Raw genomic sequence first — 17,000 nt, forward strand, 5'->3', positions numbered from 1 at the left:
AGGAGGGAAAGGATGAAAACAGCGCTTGGCTTCACGCTGGCGTCGACCGCGGCGATCGCGGCGGCGCAGTCGAACCCGCCCGCGAGCATCTTCGACAAGGCGGTGAACCAGCCCGGCATCGGCTGGACCGTCTATGGCGCCGACCAGACCGCCAAACAGGTTCCGGCAACGGACGTGCCGGGCGGGGCAGCTGTGCGCGTCCAGGTAAAACGCGCGGGCGCGCATCCGTGGGACGCGGGCGCGCAATATCCGACGATCAAGCCGGTGGCGGCGGGCGACACACTGCTGGCGATGGTGTATCTCCGCGCACCGGACGCCAAGGCCGGCGAGCACGTCCCGATCCCGATCGGCGCCGGTACCGCCGATGCCCCCTATGAACCGATTGCGGACGAGACGGTGCAGGTGGGCCCGACTTGGCAGCGTTTCTTCGCCAGCGGCGTCACCGCCAAGGCGTTCGCCCCGGGCAAGGCACGGATCGCCGTCCAGCTTGCCGGCGCCAAGCAGGTGATCGAGATCGGGCCGGCCTTCTTGCTCGACCTGGGTCCGAACTTCGACCGGTCGAAACTGCCTCGCAACTGATCGTCCGCTGCGATCAAGCAAAGAGGCGCGCCCCAGTCGGGACGCGCCTCTTTTCGTGGCGTATCGGCAGCAGCGGAGCTTCCGCTCCGCCGCGTCCGGATCAGAAGTTGCCGCGTAGGATGAACGAGAAGCGGCGGTCGTTGACGAAATAGGACCGTGGCGCCGTCGCATTCGACCCGCTGATATAGGCCTGCTCGGTCTTGACCACCTGGTTGGCGAGGTTGACGCCCTGAACGCCGATCTTCACGTATTTGTTGACGTTGATGAATGCCGAGGCGTCGAGCTGCCCGCCCGCCGATTGATAGATCGACGTGTAGGGGAAGATCACGTCCGCGGCGGTCAGCAGATACTTGGACCGCCAATTGTAGGCCGCACGTAGCGAGATCGGGCCCTTCTCGTAGAAGACGGTCGCGTTGAAGTTGTGCTTCGACAACCCCTCCAGCGGCAGGTTGCCCGGCTTGATGTTCGACGTCGCCTGCGGCGTGCCGCCGTTCAGGAAAGAATTAGGCAGACCCGAACTGTCGATGTACGAATAGTTCAGGCTGGTGCCCAGCCCACTGAAAAACGAGGGCAGGAAGTCGAAAGTCTGCTGATAAGCGACCTCGACGCCCTTGACCTTGCCATAGCCGTCGTAATTGGCCGGGCCACGCACCAACACGCTTTGGGTGATACCGTTGCTGGTCACCGACCGATTGAACACTTGCTGGTAGAAGAAGTTGTGTACCGACTTGTAGAAGCCGTCGATCGACAGCTGGCCGACGCGACCGAAATACCATTCCACCGTGGCGTCGAACTGCCAGGCGGTAGCGGGCTTCAGATACGGATTGCCCGCCGTCGCCGACAGGTTGCTGCCCGTCGAATCGAAGCCGACGGTCAGGAAGTCGCGGATGTTCGCCAGATCTGGCCGCGTCAGCACCTTCGACGCGGCAAGACGGAGGATCAGGTCGCGGGTCAGGCCAAACTTCAGGTTCGCGCTTGGCAGCAGGTAGCTGTAGTTGGTCCGCGCGACCTCTGGCGTGGTCTGGCCCGTCGAGAAGTTGCGCAGCGCGTTGTAGCCGGCCTCGCCGAGCGTACAGGCACCCGACACGCGTGGATCGGGCGCGCCCGCTGGCAGGTTGGTCGGCGGAGTCAGGCAGCGCTGCTGGTACGTATTGTCCGTACCCGTCTGCTGCTGCGTCGGCGCGCCGATGCTGCCGGCCGAGGTCACGTCCGTCACCACGTAGCGCAGGCCGACGTTGCCGCTCATCTTGACGTTTCCGAACAGCGAGCCCGGCGTCGCGAAGTTCAGCTGACCGTAGAGGTTCTTGTCCTGCTGCGTGACCCGCTGGATCTCGGACGGCAGGTAAGACGTACCCGGCACCACACCGGCACGCTGTCCGGCCGGCAACCAGGTCGCGGTCGGCGTGCAGGCGTTGCTGGCGTCGCAGGTGCTGACCGACGTGCCAAGGCTGTTCGCGCCGTTGGTGGTCGTCCAAATCTTGCCAATCTGCTGAAAATATGCCGCCGACTGCGCATAATTGTTGATCAGATCGCCGGTGTAGTAATAGGCCCCCGGCGGCGCGTTGGTCGCCCCCCGGAAGTAATTGTCGTAAGAATAGAAAGCGGAATTGGCAGGCGATTGAGCGAACGACACGGGCGCATTGCCCGACCAGACCTCGCTCAGCGCGCCCCAGTTGTAGGCGCTGTACTGAACGGTTTCGGTGCGGTCAGCATACCGCGCACCGAACTTGGCGTGCGTGAAGAAGCTGCCATCGTCGAACTTATAATCGAAATCGCCCTTGAACGCATATTCGCGGCCGACGCTATGCTCGATATGATCCATCGCCGCACGCCAGAAGCTGTTGCGCGGGTCGTTGAAATACTGGGTGTCGGTCTGCGCGGCCACGATCGGATTTGGCGCGGCGCCCGACCAGTTGTAATTGAGGTTTGCCGGCTTGTGCGGCACTACCGTCGGCAGATTGCCGGTGATGTTGAGTTCCGAGTCCGCAAAGGTCGAGCCGAATACCGAGAAATCGAGGTTGTCGTGGACGGCGCGCGTGTAGTCGCCATCTAGGTTCATCGACAGATGATCGTTAAACTTGACCTTGAAATTGGCACCGAAGTCATTGACGGTATTTTCTTCGAACACTTGGCGCCGCGACAACGACTGCTGCACGCCGCCGGCGGGGACGAAGCCCGTCGAACTGTTCGGACCCGGACCACGATAGGCCGTGCTGCCCGGATAGGTGATGTAGCCGCTCTGGAACAGGCCGGTGTTGTCATAGGCGTAATTGCGCGTCGATCCTGTCGGACATTCCGCGCGGGTCGTGCCCCCCGGCCCATTCGTGTTGTTCGCGCAGCCGAACGGATAGGTGCTGTATTCCGACAGGTCGGGCGCCGACTCGAACGTATGCTCGCCCCACGAATTGGTCGTGTGGCTGCGCAGGAACTGCAACGTCAGCAGCTCCTTCTCATCGTTGCTCTGCCATTGGAAGGCGGCGGCCTGGCCGTCGCGCTTGCGATCGAAGTCCTGGCTGCGGAACTGGCCGCCGATCGGCGCATAGCGCACCGCCGCCGGGTCCAGCAGGCCGTCCGCGCCCGCCGTACTTGCGGTGCCGCAGGCGGCGCCGGCCGCGGGCAGCGTCGAGGTATCCGTGGTCCCCGGCAACGGGTTGCGGCACACCGTCGTGCTCGTCGTGTTCGCGGCGATCGCGGTGCCGTTGTCGCGGGTCTGGAAGTTCGTCACCTGGATGCCGTCGGCGCGGCTGCGGATGCGCGAATAGCTGAGATCGCCGAGCAGGCCGATCTTGCCGATCCCGGTCTCCCAGGTGTTGCTGACCAGGATCGATCCGGTCGGCGACCACTTCTTTTCGAAATCGCCGTAATTGGCCTCGGCATCGACGCCCATGTGGAAGCCGCTGTTGTCGAACGGCTTACGGGTGTTGAGGTTGACCGTGCCGGCAAGGCCGCCCTCGATCAGCTCGGCGGTGGCATTCTTGTACACCTCGACCGAGCCGAGCAGTTCGGCGGGCACGTCGCTGAAATTGAGCGACTGACCGCCGATACCTGCCGAAAATGCGTCGCGACCGTTGAATTCCGAACGGACGAAGTTGAGGCCGCGGACGTTGACGCCCGATCCCTCGACCAATGGTCGGGATCGTTGGTACCGGCGAACCGGCTGATCGCGACGCCCGGCACGCGCTGCAACGCCTCGGTCACCGAACGGTCGGGCAGCGCGCCGATGTCGGTGGCGGTGATCGCGTCGACGACCGTGTCGGAATTGCGCTTGATGTTCTGCGCGTTCGCGAGGCTCTGCCGGATACCGGTGACGACGATGTCGTCGCCACCCCGGCCGCGGTCGTCGGTCGCGGCGGTGGTGCCGTCCTGGGGATCGCTGGCCGCCTGGGCCGCAGCGATGCCGGTTGTGGAGGACGAGGTCGGCCCGGTGGCGGCACCGGCTGTACCCTCTCCGGCCTTGGCGCCGGTCGGCGACTGGCTGGCACCGGCGGCGGGCATGTCCTGCGCCTGGGCGACGCCGTTGATCGCCGCGATGCACAATGCGGTAGCGGACGCGCTGCGCAGTAGGGTGACGATGGTGTGGCTATTGCTGTTCGACGGCGCGACGAAGCGCATCGTGATCCTCCCCTAAAACGCCCCGGCGTCCTTGATGGCGCCTTCTTGGTCTTCGATCCTGTCAAGCAGACCCGCTCGACCTGCGCAATGTTTGCGTTACCATTTAGCCGCGATCAAGGCGGAATTTTCGAATACTGTGATTTTCACGCAACGATTGACGGGGCTGCGGCAAACGCGGCACGAAGCGTGTGAGCGCGACCACGACCCGAACCGTGGCGCAGGACGGGAGCAGGAACCAGCGTGACGGAAGGCGGCGGCAAGATGCGCGTGGTGGTCGTCGGCGGGGGAACCGCGGGCTGGATGACGGCCGCCGCCCTGGCAAGGCTGCTGCCCACCCGATGCTCGGTCCGGCTCGTCGAGTCGGAGGCGATCGGCGTCGTCGGAGTCGGCGAGGCGACGCTGCCGCATATCCGCGCCTTCAACGAGCGGCTCGGCATTGCCGAGGCCGAATTCATGGCGCGCACCCGCGCGACCTTCAAGCTGGGCATCGAGTTTCGCGACTGGGGCCGGATCGGCGACAGCTATATCCACCCGTTCGGCACCTTCGGCCGCGGCACCGGCGCGATCGATTTCCACCATTATTGGGTGCGGCTGATCGCCCGCGGCGCGGCGATGCCACCGCTCGACGCTCTATCCTATGCCTGTACGCTGGCGCGGCAGGGTCGCTTCCACCATCCCGATCCGGATCGTCGTCGGCTCGCCGGCACCTTCGGCTATGCCTATCAGTTCGACGCGCTGCTGTTCGCTCCCTATCTGCGCGAGTTGGCGGAGGCGATGGGCGCGGTCCGCACCGAGGGGACCGTCGCCGCCGTTGAGCGTGACGGCGCCCGCGGCGACATCGCCGCGGTCGTGCTGCAATCGGGCGAGCGCATCGAAGGGGACCTGTTTGTCGACTGTTCGGGCTTCCGCTCGCTGCTGCTGGGCGGGGCGCTGGCCGAGCCGTTCGAGGATTGGTCGCACTGGCTGCCCACCGATCGCGCGGTGGCGATGCCGTGTCGCACCCGAACGGCGCTGACCCCCTATACCAGCGCAATCGCCATGCCTGCCGGCTGGCGGTGGCGCATCCCGCTGCAACACCGCACCGGCAATGGCTACGTCTACGCCAGCGCATTCACCAGCGACGCCGAGGCGCAGGCGACGTTGGAGGCGGTGGTGGAGGGCGCGCCGATCGCCGATCCGCGGCTGCTGCGTTTCCGCGCCGGCCGGCGCCGGCGTAGCTGGGTGGGCAATTGCGTCGCGATCGGACTGGCCAGCGGCTTTTTGGAGCCGCTCGAATCGACCAGCATCTATCTGGTCCAGCAGGCGATCACCGCCCTCGTCGAGCTGTTTCCGGAGCCCGTGATCGGCGCCGCCGACCGCGACGAGTTCAACCGCGTTATCGATCTGGAATACGACCGCATCCGCGATTTCCTGATCCTTCATTACCATGCCACTACGCGCACCGACACGCCGTTCTGGCATTACGTGCGCACCATGCCGATCCCCGACAGTCTTGCCGAGAAGCTGGAACTGTGGCGCCGCCGTGCACGCCTGGTCAAGCATCGCGAGGGCGTGTTCCTGGATGCGAGTTGGGTCGCCGTCTATCTCGGCCAAGGCATCGTGCCGGACGGATGGGATCCACGGGCCGATATCGTCGCGCCCGACGACCTGCGGCATGGCGTCGAGGCCTTGCGTGACGAAATCGCCGCCGACGTCGCCGGCCGGCCGGACCATCGCACCTTCATCGATCGCTTCTGCCCGATGGTGGATGCGGCATGATCCAGGCAGGCGTGCTTCGCCGTGTGCTGGTCGCCGGTGGCGGTATCACCGCCTGGTGCGCCGCCGCGGCGTTGAAACGCCGCGCGCCGTTCCTCGACGTGACGATCCTCGTCACGCCGCCAGTGCCGGATGCGCTCGCCGATCGGATCGCCTGCACATTGCCGTCGCTACCCGGCTTTCACAGGGATCTGGGTATCGGCGAGGGCGACGCCGTCGTCCGCACCGGCGCGGGCTATCGGCTCGGCACAATGTTCGTGGGCTGGGCAGAGGGGCTGCCTGACTATGTCCACGCCTACGATCGCTATGGCCACGCCTTCGGCTCGACATCCTTTCATCTGCACTGGATGCGCGCGGCGGCACTCGGAGAGGCAGCCCCGTTCGACAGTTATGCTCCCGCCGCCGCGCTCGCCCGCGACGACCGCTTCGTCCCGCCCGCCACCGACACGCCGTTCGGGGACCATGAATATGGCCTAACCCTCGACATCGCGGCCTATGCGACGATGATCCGCGCCTTCGCGCTGCACGTCGGGGTGCGCGAGGAACGGGGAACCATCGCCGGTGCGGTGGTCGACGGGCGCGGGTTCATCACCCAGGTCGCGCTCGACGGAGGGCAGCGCCTCGACGCCCAGCTGTTCGTCGATGCCACGGGGCCGCAGGCGCAGTTGCGCGGCGCGATCGACCAGGATCGGGAGGATTGGTCCGCCTGGCTGCCCTGCGATCGCGTACTGCTGGCCCCGGGCGATGACGCGCCGCGCCTGCTCACGACCGTCGAGGCGCATCCCGCCGGCTGGCGCTGGACCAGCGGCGTGCAGAGCGGGTTCGCATATGCTTCGGCCAGCCTGTCAGACGGCAAGGCCGGACGGACGCTGCGCAACGCCGTGGCCAAGACCCCCGACACACCCATCCGGATCCGGCCGGGTACCCGCCCCCGACCCTGGCGGGGCAATTGCATCGCGGTCGGCGACGCCGCCACCGAGGTCGAGCCGCTCGAATGGTGCAATCTGCATTTGGCGCTCAGCGCGATCGACCGGCTGGTGACCATGCTGCCCGGGCGTTCGCCGGCCGAGGTCGAGGCTGCGGATTTCAACCGGCAGTCGTTGGCGGAAGCCTATCGCGCCCGCGACTTCCTTGCTGCGCATTGGCGTACCGCCCGTCGCAACGATCCGCTGTGGCGCTCGGTCACCGCGGCGGCCCCGCCCGCCAGCCTGGCGCACACGCTGGCTCAATGGCGGGAGCGCGGCCGCTTGCCCTTCTATGAAGAGGAAACGTTCACCCGCGACAGCTGGGCGGCGATGCTGATCGGCCAGGGGTGCATCCCCCGCCGCATCGACCCGCTCGTCGACATGATACCGCCGGGCGACGCCCGCGCCGCGATGGCGGCGATCCGCACCCGCATCACTGCGGCGCTGTCCCAAGTGCCAACCCATGCCGCCTATCGCGCGGCGCAAGCGAAACGGCTTTCCCGATGAACGAACATGCGATCCGGCGCGTCGTGATTGTCGGCGGCGGCACCGCCGGCTGGATGGCGGCGGCTGCCTTCGCGCGCTTCCTCAACAACGGTTACACCCAGGTGACGCTGGTCGAATCGGAGGAGATCGGCATCGTCGGCGTGGGTGAAGCCACGATCCCGCCGATCATCGAATTCAATCGCATGCTGGGGATCGACGAAAACGCGTTCCTGGCCGCGACCGGCGGCACGTTCAAGCTGGGCATCGAATTCCGCAATTGGGGTGGGCTGGGAGAGGCCTATTTCCACCCGTTCGGCACCCACGGCCAGGATCTGCAGGGCGTCCACTTCCACCAATTGTGGCTGCGCGAGCGGGCAAGGCGCGAACTGCCGGATATCGCCACCTGGTCGATGTCCGCGGTTGCCGCCGCACTCGGCAAATTCGGGCGCGCCAACGATCAGGCGCGATCGCCGGTACGCGACCTGCGCTATGCCTTCCACTTCGATGCCTCGCTGTATGCGCGCTATCTGCGCGCCTATGCCGAACAGGCCGGCATCCAGCGCGTCGAGGGCCGGATCGTATCGGTCGCCACCAACGGTGAGACGGGGCATGTTGAGCGGCTGACGCTCGACAGCGGCGACTGGTTGGAAGGCGATCTGTTCATCGACTGCTCGGGCTTCCGCGGGCTGCTGATCGAGGAGGCGATGCACGCCGGCTACGAAAGCTATGCCCGATGGCTACCCTGCGACCGTGCGGTCGCGGTGCCATGCGCCCTGCCCGACCCGCGCGAACCCGATCCGTTCACCCGCGCCACCGCGCGGGCCGCGGGCTGGCAATGGCGCATTCCCCTGCAGCACAGGATGGGCAACGGCCTGGTCTATTGCAGCGACTATCTTTCAGACGACGATGCCGAGGCCCAGTTGCTGGCCAGCCTGGAAGGGGAACAGCTTGGCACCCCGCGGCACCTGCGCTTCGAGGCGGGCCGGCGGCGCGAAAGCTGGCGCGGCAATGTCGTCGCGCTGGGGCTCGCCGGGGGCTTCATCGAACCGCTCGAATCGACCAGCATCCATCTCGTTCAGACCGGCATCCAGCGGCTGATCGCCCTATTTCCGGATCGCCGCTTCGACCCCGCGGAGCGCGACGAGTTCAACCGGCAGATGAAGGAGCAATATGAGGACACCCGCGACTTCATCATCCTGCACTACAAGGCGACTCGCCGCGACGACACGCCGTTCTGGAACCGGGTGCGGACCATGCCGATCCCGGATAGCCTGGAACGCAAGCTGAACCTGTGGCGCGGCAAGGGCCGGCTGTTCCGCGACGGGCACGAACTGTTCAGCACACCCAGCTGGGTTGCCGTATGCCTCGGCCAGGGTATCGTTCCGACGGGCTGGGAACCCGCCGTCGACGCCCTGGACGAGGACAAAGTCGCGCATGCGATGGAACAGATGCGGCGCGGCTATCACGACACCGCGCTGCGCCTGCCGACGCACGGCGACTTCCTCCGCCAGGCGGCCCCCTCGCCATTGGCGCCAGCCATGTCGGCGCCTGTCGTGCCGACCCGCGCTGCGGCGGGGGACGATGTCCCCTTCTTCGAATTCAGCGCCGCATCGCCCTTCGACGTCGCACCGGGCAAGGCGCCGCCGCTGTGAGGGCCGATCGCCTGCGCCGCGTGGTGATCGTCGGTGGCGGCACTGCCGGGTGGATGGCCGCCGCCGCCCTGTCGCGGGTCATGGGCGGCGCGTCCGGCCTGTCGTTCGAACTTGTCGAATCCGACGAGATCGGCACCGTCGGCGTCGGTGAGTCGACAATCCCGCAGATCGTCCTGTTCAACGCATTGCTCGGGCTCGACGAGGGCGATTTCCTGCGGGCGACCGACGCCACGTACAAGATGGGAATCGAGTTTCGCGACTGGACGCATCTCGGCGACCGGTTCGTCCATCCCTTCGGCACCTACGGCCTCGACATGCAGGGCGTCGCCTTCCACCACCATTGGCTGAAAGCGCGGGCGCTGGGCGACACGACGCCCCTGGAACAATATTCGCTCAACGCCATGACTGCTTATCGCGGGCGCTTCGGCCATCCGCGCCCGGACCTGGCGCAGTCGCCGATGTCGACGCTGGCTTATGCCTTTCACTTCGACGCTGCGCTCTATGTCCGGTTGCTGCGGCGCCTCGCGGAAGGATGGGGCGTCACCCGTTCCGAGGGCCGCGTCGTCGACGTCGAGCAAGACGGCGAGACCGGTCATGTCGACGCGGTCGTCCTGGCCGATGGACGACGGGTCGCGGGCGACCTGTTCCTCGACTGCTCCGGGTTTCGCGCGCTGCTAATCGAGGAGCGGCTGCGCGCCGGCTTCGAGGACTGGTCCGGATTGCTGCCGTGCGACCGGGCCTGGGCGGTGCCGTGCGCCTTCGGCCCGGCGGCGACCCGGCTGCCCCTGACCCGCGCCACGGCGCGCACCGCCGGCTGGCAATGGCGCATTCCACTGCAGCAACGCCTCGGCAACGGCTATGTCTATTCGAGCGCGCATCTGTCGGATGACGAGGCGGCGGGCGTCCTGCTCGCCAACCTCGACGGCGCGCCACTCGCCGATCCGCGACCGCTGCGCTTCACGGCGGGGCATCGCAGGCGTGCGTGGATCGGCAATGTCGTTGCCCTGGGCCTCGCCGGCGGCTTTCTCGAACCGCTCGAATCGACGAGCATACACCTCGTCCAGACCGCAATCGCCCGGCTGCTGACGCTGTTTCCGACGCGCGCCTTCTCGCCGTTGGAAACGCAACGCTTCAATGACGAAATGGCGCGCGAATACCGCGATATCCGCGACTTCCTGGCGCTTCATTACACCGCCGGCGCGCGGGACGATTCGGCATTCTGGCGCGACATGCGCGCGCGCGTTATGCCGGACGGCACTGCCTACAAGCTCGCCATGTTTCGTGAAAACGGCCGGATTCTACGCGATCATCACGAGGTATTCGCGGAGGCGAGCTGGCTGTCGGTGATGAGCGGCAAGGGCGTACGGCCGAACGGCTATCACCCCGCCGCCGACACGTTGCCGGATGACGAGACGCTGGCGCGGCTTGCCGCCATCCGCGACGTGATCGCGGACACCGCGCAAGACCTGCCCCGGCAGGATGAGTATCTGCGCCAGCTCGGCTGCACATTGGCGCCGGTCGGGGCGGCGGCATGACGCCGATCCGCGAAATCGACGCGATCGATCGCGCGCGCTTCGACGCCGACATCCGCCAGGCGCGCCAACCCGTCGTGATCCGCGGGCTCGCCGGCGACTGGCCGGCCGTCGAGCGTGCCAAAGCGGGCGATGTCGCGCTGGTCGACTATCTCAAGGGCTTCGCGCATGACGCGCCGGTCAATGCCATCGTCGGCGATCCCGCGATCAAAGGCCGCTTCTTCTACACGCCCGATCTCACCGCACTGAATTTCACGCGCGGCAAATCGCCGCTCGCGCCGTTCCTCGACCGCTTGCTGCGCGACCGTGGCGAACCGCGTCCCTATGCGATGGCGGTGCAGTCGATCCTCGCCGACGATCTCTTGCCGGGTTTCGCTGGCGATCATGGGATAGACCTCGTCGATCGCAGTGTCGCGCCGCGGCTCTGGCTGGGCAATGCGATCCGCGTTGCGACGCACTACGACCTGATGGAAAATATCGCGGTCGTGGTGGCGGGGCGGCGGCGGTTCACGTTGTTTCCGCCCGAGCAGATCGCCAATCTGTACATTGGCCCATTCGACCTGACGCCCGCTGGTACGCCGGTGAGCATGGTGGACCCGGACGCGCCCGATCTGACCCGTTTCCCCCGCTTCGGCGAGGCCCAGGCGGCGGGCCAACAGGCGACGCTTGAACCGGGCGATGCGCTCTACATCCCCTTTCACTGGTGGCATGCGGTCGCTTCGCTCGATGCGGTCAACGTGCTGTGCAACTATTGGTGGAATACCGCCGCGCCGCCCGTGGTCAGCCCCTATGATGCGCTTCTCGTCGCCCGCTTCGCCATGCACGGAGCGCCCGAGGACCAACGTGCGGCGTGGCGGGCGATGTTTGACCATCTCGTTTTTCACGCGGACGGCGATCCTCTGGCGCACCTGCCGGATCACGCGCGTGGCCTGCTCGGCGGCAACGACCGCGCCGCTCTCGCCGGTCTTCGCGCATCCCTCCTCGAAAAGCTCAGCCGACCATGAACCGTTTGTGTACCGCCTTTGCCCTTCTGTTGCTCGGCGCCGCCGGACCTCGGTCGGTGCACCTGAACCAGGTCGGCTTCCGACCCGACGGCGCGATCCGCGCGATCGTCGCGGACGACGCGCGAGGACCGCTGCCGTGGCGGCTCGTCGACGCGGCCGGACGACCAGTGGCGCAGGGCACGACGATCGTGTTCGGCGACGATCCGGCCTCGGGCGACCACGTCCACCAGATCGCGCTGACGTCGCCCGTCCCCGCCGGCACGTACCGGTTCGCGGTCGATGGCGTGACCAGCCATCCCTTCGCGATCAGGGCAGACGTCTACCATCCCCTGGCGAGGGCAGCCCTCAACTATTTCTACCAGACGCGTGCCGGCATCGCGATCGACGCACGCTATGCCGGTGGCGCGCAATGGGCGCGTGCCGCCGGCCATCCCCACGAAGTCGCCGGTTGCTTCACGGGGCCGGACCTGAACGGTACGGTCTGGCCGGGCTGCCCCTATCGCCTCGACGTGACCGGCGGCTGGTATGATGCCGGTGACCAGGGGAAATACGTCGTCAACGGCGGTATCGCGTTGTGGACGCTGCAGAACCTCTACGAAACAAACGCCAAGGCGCCGCCCTTCGCGGACGGGGCTGCGGCGCTGCCCGAGGCGGGCAACGGCATCAACGACCTGCTCGACGAAGCACGCTGGGAAATGCGTTTCCTGCTGGCGATGCAGGTTCCCGACGGCGTCCGGCTCGCACTGCCGCTCGGACGGCAAGTCGCTGGCCGGCTGACGCTGAGCGAGGTCGACGCCGGCGGCATGGCGCATCACAAGGTCGCCGACCGCAACTGGACCCCGCTGCCCACCATCCCCGCCGGCGATCGCGAGGAGCGCCTGCTTTATCCGCCCAGCACCGCCGCCACGCTCAATCTCGCCGCCACCGCAGCACAATGCGCGCGCCTGTGGAGGGGAATTGACGACGCCTTCTCGCACCAATGCCTCGCCGCCGCCGGTCGGGCCTATCAAGCCGCGCTGCGTAACCCGGACGTCTATGCCGCACAGGCCTTCACCGGCAGCGGCGGCTATGGCGACAGCGACCTGTCCGACGAATTTTACTGGGCGACCGCCGAACTGTACGCGACGACGCATATGCCCGAGCTCGCGGCGGCGCTGCACCGCATGGCGCTCGACGCCGCGCCGCTTGGTGACGAGCCGGGGTGGGCCAGCACCGCAGCGCTCGGAACGGTGACGCTCGCGACCGCGCCCGGCATCCCCGCGACGGACCGCGACAGGGCGCGGGCGAAGCTCATTGCGCTGGCGGATCGCTTCCTCGATGATGAGGCCCGTACGGGGTATCACATCCCTTATGCGACCGTCCGCTATCCTTGGGGATCGAACGGCGCCATTCTCAACCGCGGCATCGTTCTCGCGCTGGCGGCGCGATTTACGGGGCAGGCGCACTATCGCGATGCAGTTATAGACGCCGCGGACTACGTCATGGGACGCAACGCGCTGGACCGAAGCTATGTCTCGGGTTTTGGCTGGGACATGATGACGCGCCCGCATCATCGGTTCTGGGCCCATCAGTTTGACCCGCGTCTACCGGGCCCACCGCCCGGTGTCATGGGCGGCGGCGCCAACAACACCGCGCTTGCCGATCCGGTCGCCGCGACGCTGGCCGGACATTGTGCGCCGCAGCGCTGCTGGCGCGACGATGGCCGCGCCTATGCTCTCAACGAGGTCGCGATCAACTGGAACGCGCCGCTGCTGTGGGTGGCGACCTATCTCGACCTCGGGCCGTCGCAATAGCCACGCGGGTCGCGCGGGCCCATCACGCCCGCCCCAGAACCCCTGCGAGGAACTGGCGGATTCTGTTGCTGCGTGCCGCGCTTGGCGGCCCCAATATGCCCCGCGCGGCCTCCGGAAGGTGATCCGCAGCGTTGGCGGCATCCGGTGCGAAAATGAAATGGTCGAACCACGTCCGCCACACCGCCTTTTCCGCGGCCGGCAGGTCGCGCACCGCGCCGATGGCGTGGATCATCGCCACGAAGGCCGCGCCTGACCTATGTTCCCACCAATAGTTGACCAGCACGTTCAGTCTGCCAGCGGATCGGACATGGTGCCACCATAACGGCGGGATGAAGATTGCGTCGCCCGGCGCCAATTCGGCGACTTCCGCGTGACGCAGCGCCTCGGCGAATCGCGGATGGCGCGTCAGGTCGGGCGCGTCGGGATCGACCATGCTCGATGGCGGCCCAGCCATCGTATGGTCGAGCGGGCCGACGTACAGATTGGCGATCTGATCCGGCGGAAAGAAGGTGAAGCGCCGCTTGCCGGCCACCACGCAGGCGATGTTGATCGACGTGTCGTAATGGGTGGCGACCTGCGTTGCGTTGCCGATCCAAAGCCGCGCCGGGGCATCGATGCCCAGGCCTAGCGGATTTGCTTCCTGCCAGCCCGGCAGATGTTCCGGCGCCGTGGCGGCGTTGGCATAAAGGGCGTGCGGTCGCGAGGTGCCGTCCTCGGCGAAGCGCAACAATTCGGCGACCAACGCACCGATTGGCACCTGTTGGCGATGGAAGTTGAACGCGGTCAGCGTATCGTCGGCGTAGAAGAACCGTCCGTCGATGTCCGGTGGCCCGATCAGCGTCTCCAGCGGCGCACCGCCACCAAAGCGCGCGAGATACTCGGCCATGCCGCGATCGCCGCCGCCTGCGGCCGCCACCGCCTGCCAATGCCTCGCCTGCCCTCGCAGCACGACCGGACGGTAATCGGGAAGAATTTCGCGCTCGAACGTCTCGGCGTCGACGGCCTGCCGCTCGGCGACGCGGCGGTCGGTGGCGGGGGGCGGCATCACGATCATGCGATACTTCCGATAAGCCTGCTGATCCGCATCAGCTAGCGGTTTCGATTTCGAGGCCCTCGACGACGATCTGCGGATCAACCAGCCACAGACGGATGACATGATGGCCCGACCCGGCGACGGCGAAGGTCGCACGGGCTACACGCCGATTGGCGATCACCGCCCGCTGCCACGCAGCATCGCTGGCATTCTCTAGCAGATCGACGATCTGCGGCGCGCCATCGTCGATCGAGAGACCGACACGCTGATGCCCGCTTCCGCGCACATCCAGACCTGGCGCCGCGACGACGCCGACCGATACGCGCTCGCCCCCCGAAAGCGTCACGTCATATGCAATCTGTGGCCCATCGCTGCTCAGGCGCGAGATCGGTGCGGCGATGACGGGGCCGGCGATCATCGCCGCGCCCCCCGCGGTGAAGCCGGCGATGCGCTGCCAATGAAAGCCGGCACCATCGCGAGCCCGCCCCGCGTCGGCGGAGATCGTCAGAAACGGGCGCACGCTCTCCTTCAAGGCCGGACCCGGCGCAGCGGCCGTGGCGAGCGCGGGCATGATATCGCGATCGGGTTGCTGCCAGCCGGCATAGCCGATGTGTGTCTGGGCCATCATCTCGGGCCATTTGCCTCCCGCCAATTGCTCGTAGCGTCGGCCGAGCTCCCCATCTTCGTCGAAATAGCGGCGGGCGGCGACCGCCCACCGTGTCGCCGCAGCGGCATCGCCTCTGTGCGCCGCAGCGCGATTTTGCGCCACCGCCTCGTATAGGCGATGAAGGTTCGTCATCGCCTGGATACGATGCAGCACCAATTCGTCATAAGCCGCATGACGGTCGGCCGGTATCGTTGTGTAGACCTGCCGGGCCTCTGCCTCAAGCGAAGTCCATTCCCCTACAACACGCGCCCAGTCGCCGGTGGCGAGCGCATAGCTGTCCGCATCGATCAATTCCGGCTTGCGGCGGCTCGCGAGCTCGCCGTAGCGCGCTATCATCGCTCCGATCGCCCCGGCGTGCGCCACCCCGAATTGCTGTTCAGCCCAGCGGGCCGGATAGTCTGCCATCGCTGCGGCGGTCATGCTGTCTGGGTTCCACGCCATCGCCAGGAAGAAGCTGGTGGCATATTCCATCGGTTTCAGGTCACCGACGTTGACGATCCACAGCCGGTCGGCCCCGAAGGCGTGCGCCATGGCCATCTGCTGCCAGACGCGAGGGATCGCATTGGTATCGAGCCATTTGTAATTACGTGGGTCGCCGACATAATCGAAGTGATAATAGACGCCGTACCCCCCGCGCCGCGCTACCCCCGGAGACGGCAGACGGCGGATGTTGCCCCAATTGTCGTCGGAGAACAGCAGGGTCACGTCATCGGGAACGCGCATGCCCCTGTCGTAATAATCTTGCACCTCCTTATAGAGCGCCCAGATCTGCGGCGTCTCGGCGGCGGACCGGCCGGTCACGTCGGCGATGATGTGGCGTTGGTCGGCGACGATCCGTTCCAGCAACGGGATCGCGGTGCCTCGGGTCATCGGCGCGTCGCCGTCGCCGCGCATGCCGATCGTCACCGGGTCTTCCGACGTGCCGCGCCGCACGATCCCGGCGCGCCAGAATGCCTGCAGCGCGGGAGCATTCTTGCTATAGTCCCACGCTCCCCCACCGCTGCGCCGCCACTCGATGTTGGCGCGCTCCATCGGCTCGTGGTGCGACGTGCCCAGGATAACGCCCATCGATCTTGCCAGCGGCGCGGAGCCGGGATCATCCTGCCACAGCGATTTGCCCCACATCGCGGGCCACAGGAAATTGGCCTTTGAGCGCAACAGCAACGTGAACAGCCGGGCGTAGGCCTGCCGATTGACGCCCCCGAATGTTGCCCTCGCCCAACCGCCAAACGCCGGCTCCTCGTCGTTGATGAAGATGCCGCGGTATTTGACGACCGGATGATCGGCTACCCGACCAGCCGTCAACCAGAGGGAGGCGTGGCGCCGGGCCGGCACGTCTGCCCACCATGTCCAGGGACTGACCCCCGATTTCGCGCTGATGTCGTACAAGCCGAAGATCGTACCCCGCCGGTCGCTGCCGACGATGACCAGGGCGCGGTCGATACCCGGGGCCGGTTGCGCGACCACCTGTTCGACATAGCCCTCCCATTGTCCCGCCAGTCCGGTCACATCCACTTTACCGGCACGGATCAGCCCATCGATCAGCCGGCTGTGGCCCAGGGTGCCGGCGATCACCGTCGCTTCCGTCATATCGCGGGAAAGGCGAACATCGCCGCCCCCGACCGCCCTCAGATCGGCGACGAGATCAGCTCCTGCGATCCGAACGCCGGGTTCGTCTTCCGGGTCGACCACCACCGCCGTCATGCGCCCCGGGGTCAATAACGCGACTGCGCCCGTCTGTGGGGCCAGGCAGGCTGCGACCGGTGCCTGACACGCCTCCCCCAAGGCGGCGGTGGGCATGATGAGCATAGTCACCATCGAGACCGCCCACATCGGCCCCCGCCCCATGGCGATGCGCCACACCAGTCCCGTCATGGTCCACCTCACCGCTCGCATCGGCCACCCGGCGCTCAAGCTTGACG

The 17,000-nt window shown here is 66.8% G+C and carries 11 protein-coding genes; 8 read left to right on the forward strand and 3 right to left on the reverse strand.

Annotation, left to right across the window (positions count from 1 at the left end; all coding sequences use genetic code 11):
- Nucleotides 1-12 precede the first annotated feature (12 nt).
- On the forward strand, nucleotides 13-579 hold the full coding sequence (locus tag ACU5AX_RS14995) for a hypothetical protein (protein WP_446691606.1): 567 nt from the start codon (nucleotides 13-15) through the stop codon (nucleotides 577-579).
- A 100-nt stretch (nucleotides 580-679) separates the two neighbouring features.
- Here the strand turns inward: ACU5AX_RS14995 and ACU5AX_RS15000 are convergent, their stop codons facing one another.
- Nucleotides 680-3,706 (reverse strand): TonB-dependent receptor, encoded by a 3,027-nt coding sequence (locus ACU5AX_RS15000; protein ID WP_512701449.1) that lies wholly within the window; start codon nucleotides 3,704-3,706, stop codon nucleotides 680-682.
- Nucleotides 3,707-3,718: 12 nt separating this feature from the next.
- Between ACU5AX_RS15000 and ACU5AX_RS15010 the strand changes: the two genes are divergently transcribed.
- The 7 genes from ACU5AX_RS15010 (at nucleotide 3,719) to ACU5AX_RS15040 (ending at nucleotide 13,378) form a co-directional block, all read left to right on the forward strand.
- Nucleotides 3,719-4,207, forward strand: a complete 489-nt coding sequence (locus ACU5AX_RS15010; protein ID WP_446691638.1) for a hypothetical protein — start codon at nucleotides 3,719-3,721, stop codon at nucleotides 4,205-4,207.
- A gap of 245 nt (nucleotides 4,208-4,452) precedes the next feature.
- Entirely contained in the window at nucleotides 4,453-5,949 is a 1,497-nt protein-coding gene (locus tag ACU5AX_RS15015; protein ID WP_446691636.1) for a tryptophan halogenase family protein, read from the forward strand.
- Nucleotides 5,946-7,418, forward strand: a complete 1,473-nt coding sequence (locus tag ACU5AX_RS15020; RefSeq protein ID WP_446691607.1) for a tryptophan halogenase family protein — start codon at nucleotides 5,946-5,948, stop codon at nucleotides 7,416-7,418. Before ACU5AX_RS15015 ends, ACU5AX_RS15020 begins: the two co-directional genes overlap by 4 nt.
- A complete protein-coding gene (locus ACU5AX_RS15025; RefSeq protein WP_446691608.1) occupies nucleotides 7,415-9,049 on the forward strand; it encodes a tryptophan halogenase family protein in 1,635 nt (544 codons plus the stop codon). Before ACU5AX_RS15020 ends, ACU5AX_RS15025 begins: the two co-directional genes overlap by 4 nt.
- Nucleotides 9,046-10,584 carry a tryptophan halogenase family protein gene (locus ACU5AX_RS15030; RefSeq protein WP_446691609.1) on the forward strand — a complete coding sequence of 513 codons (1,539 nt, stop codon included), beginning with the start codon at nucleotides 9,046-9,048 and terminating at the stop codon, nucleotides 10,582-10,584. The genes ACU5AX_RS15025 and ACU5AX_RS15030 overlap by 4 nt, the downstream gene beginning before the upstream one ends.
- Nucleotides 10,581-11,585, forward strand: a complete 1,005-nt coding sequence (locus ACU5AX_RS15035) for a cupin-like domain-containing protein (protein WP_446691610.1) — start codon at nucleotides 10,581-10,583, stop codon at nucleotides 11,583-11,585. The genes ACU5AX_RS15030 and ACU5AX_RS15035 overlap by 4 nt, the downstream gene beginning before the upstream one ends.
- Complete coding sequence (locus ACU5AX_RS15040) at nucleotides 11,582-13,378, forward strand: glycoside hydrolase family 9 protein (protein WP_446691611.1); 1,797 nt, start codon at nucleotides 11,582-11,584, stop codon at nucleotides 13,376-13,378. Before ACU5AX_RS15035 ends, ACU5AX_RS15040 begins: the two co-directional genes overlap by 4 nt.
- 22 nt (nucleotides 13,379-13,400) lie before the next feature.
- On the opposite strand, the gene ACU5AX_RS15045 is transcribed toward ACU5AX_RS15040, so the two are convergent.
- Together ACU5AX_RS15045 and ACU5AX_RS15050 are read right to left on the reverse strand one after the other, a co-directional pair.
- Complete coding sequence (locus tag ACU5AX_RS15045; RefSeq protein WP_446691612.1) at nucleotides 13,401-14,432, reverse strand: cupin-like domain-containing protein; 1,032 nt, start codon at nucleotides 14,430-14,432, stop codon at nucleotides 13,401-13,403.
- A 31-nt stretch (nucleotides 14,433-14,463) separates the two neighbouring features.
- Complete coding sequence (locus ACU5AX_RS15050; RefSeq protein WP_446691613.1) at nucleotides 14,464-16,953, reverse strand: glycosyl hydrolase 115 family protein; 2,490 nt, start codon at nucleotides 16,951-16,953, stop codon at nucleotides 14,464-14,466.
- Between the last annotated feature and the right edge of the window lie 47 nt (nucleotides 16,954-17,000).

Source organism: Sphingomonas benefaciens (genome assembly GCF_052907485.1).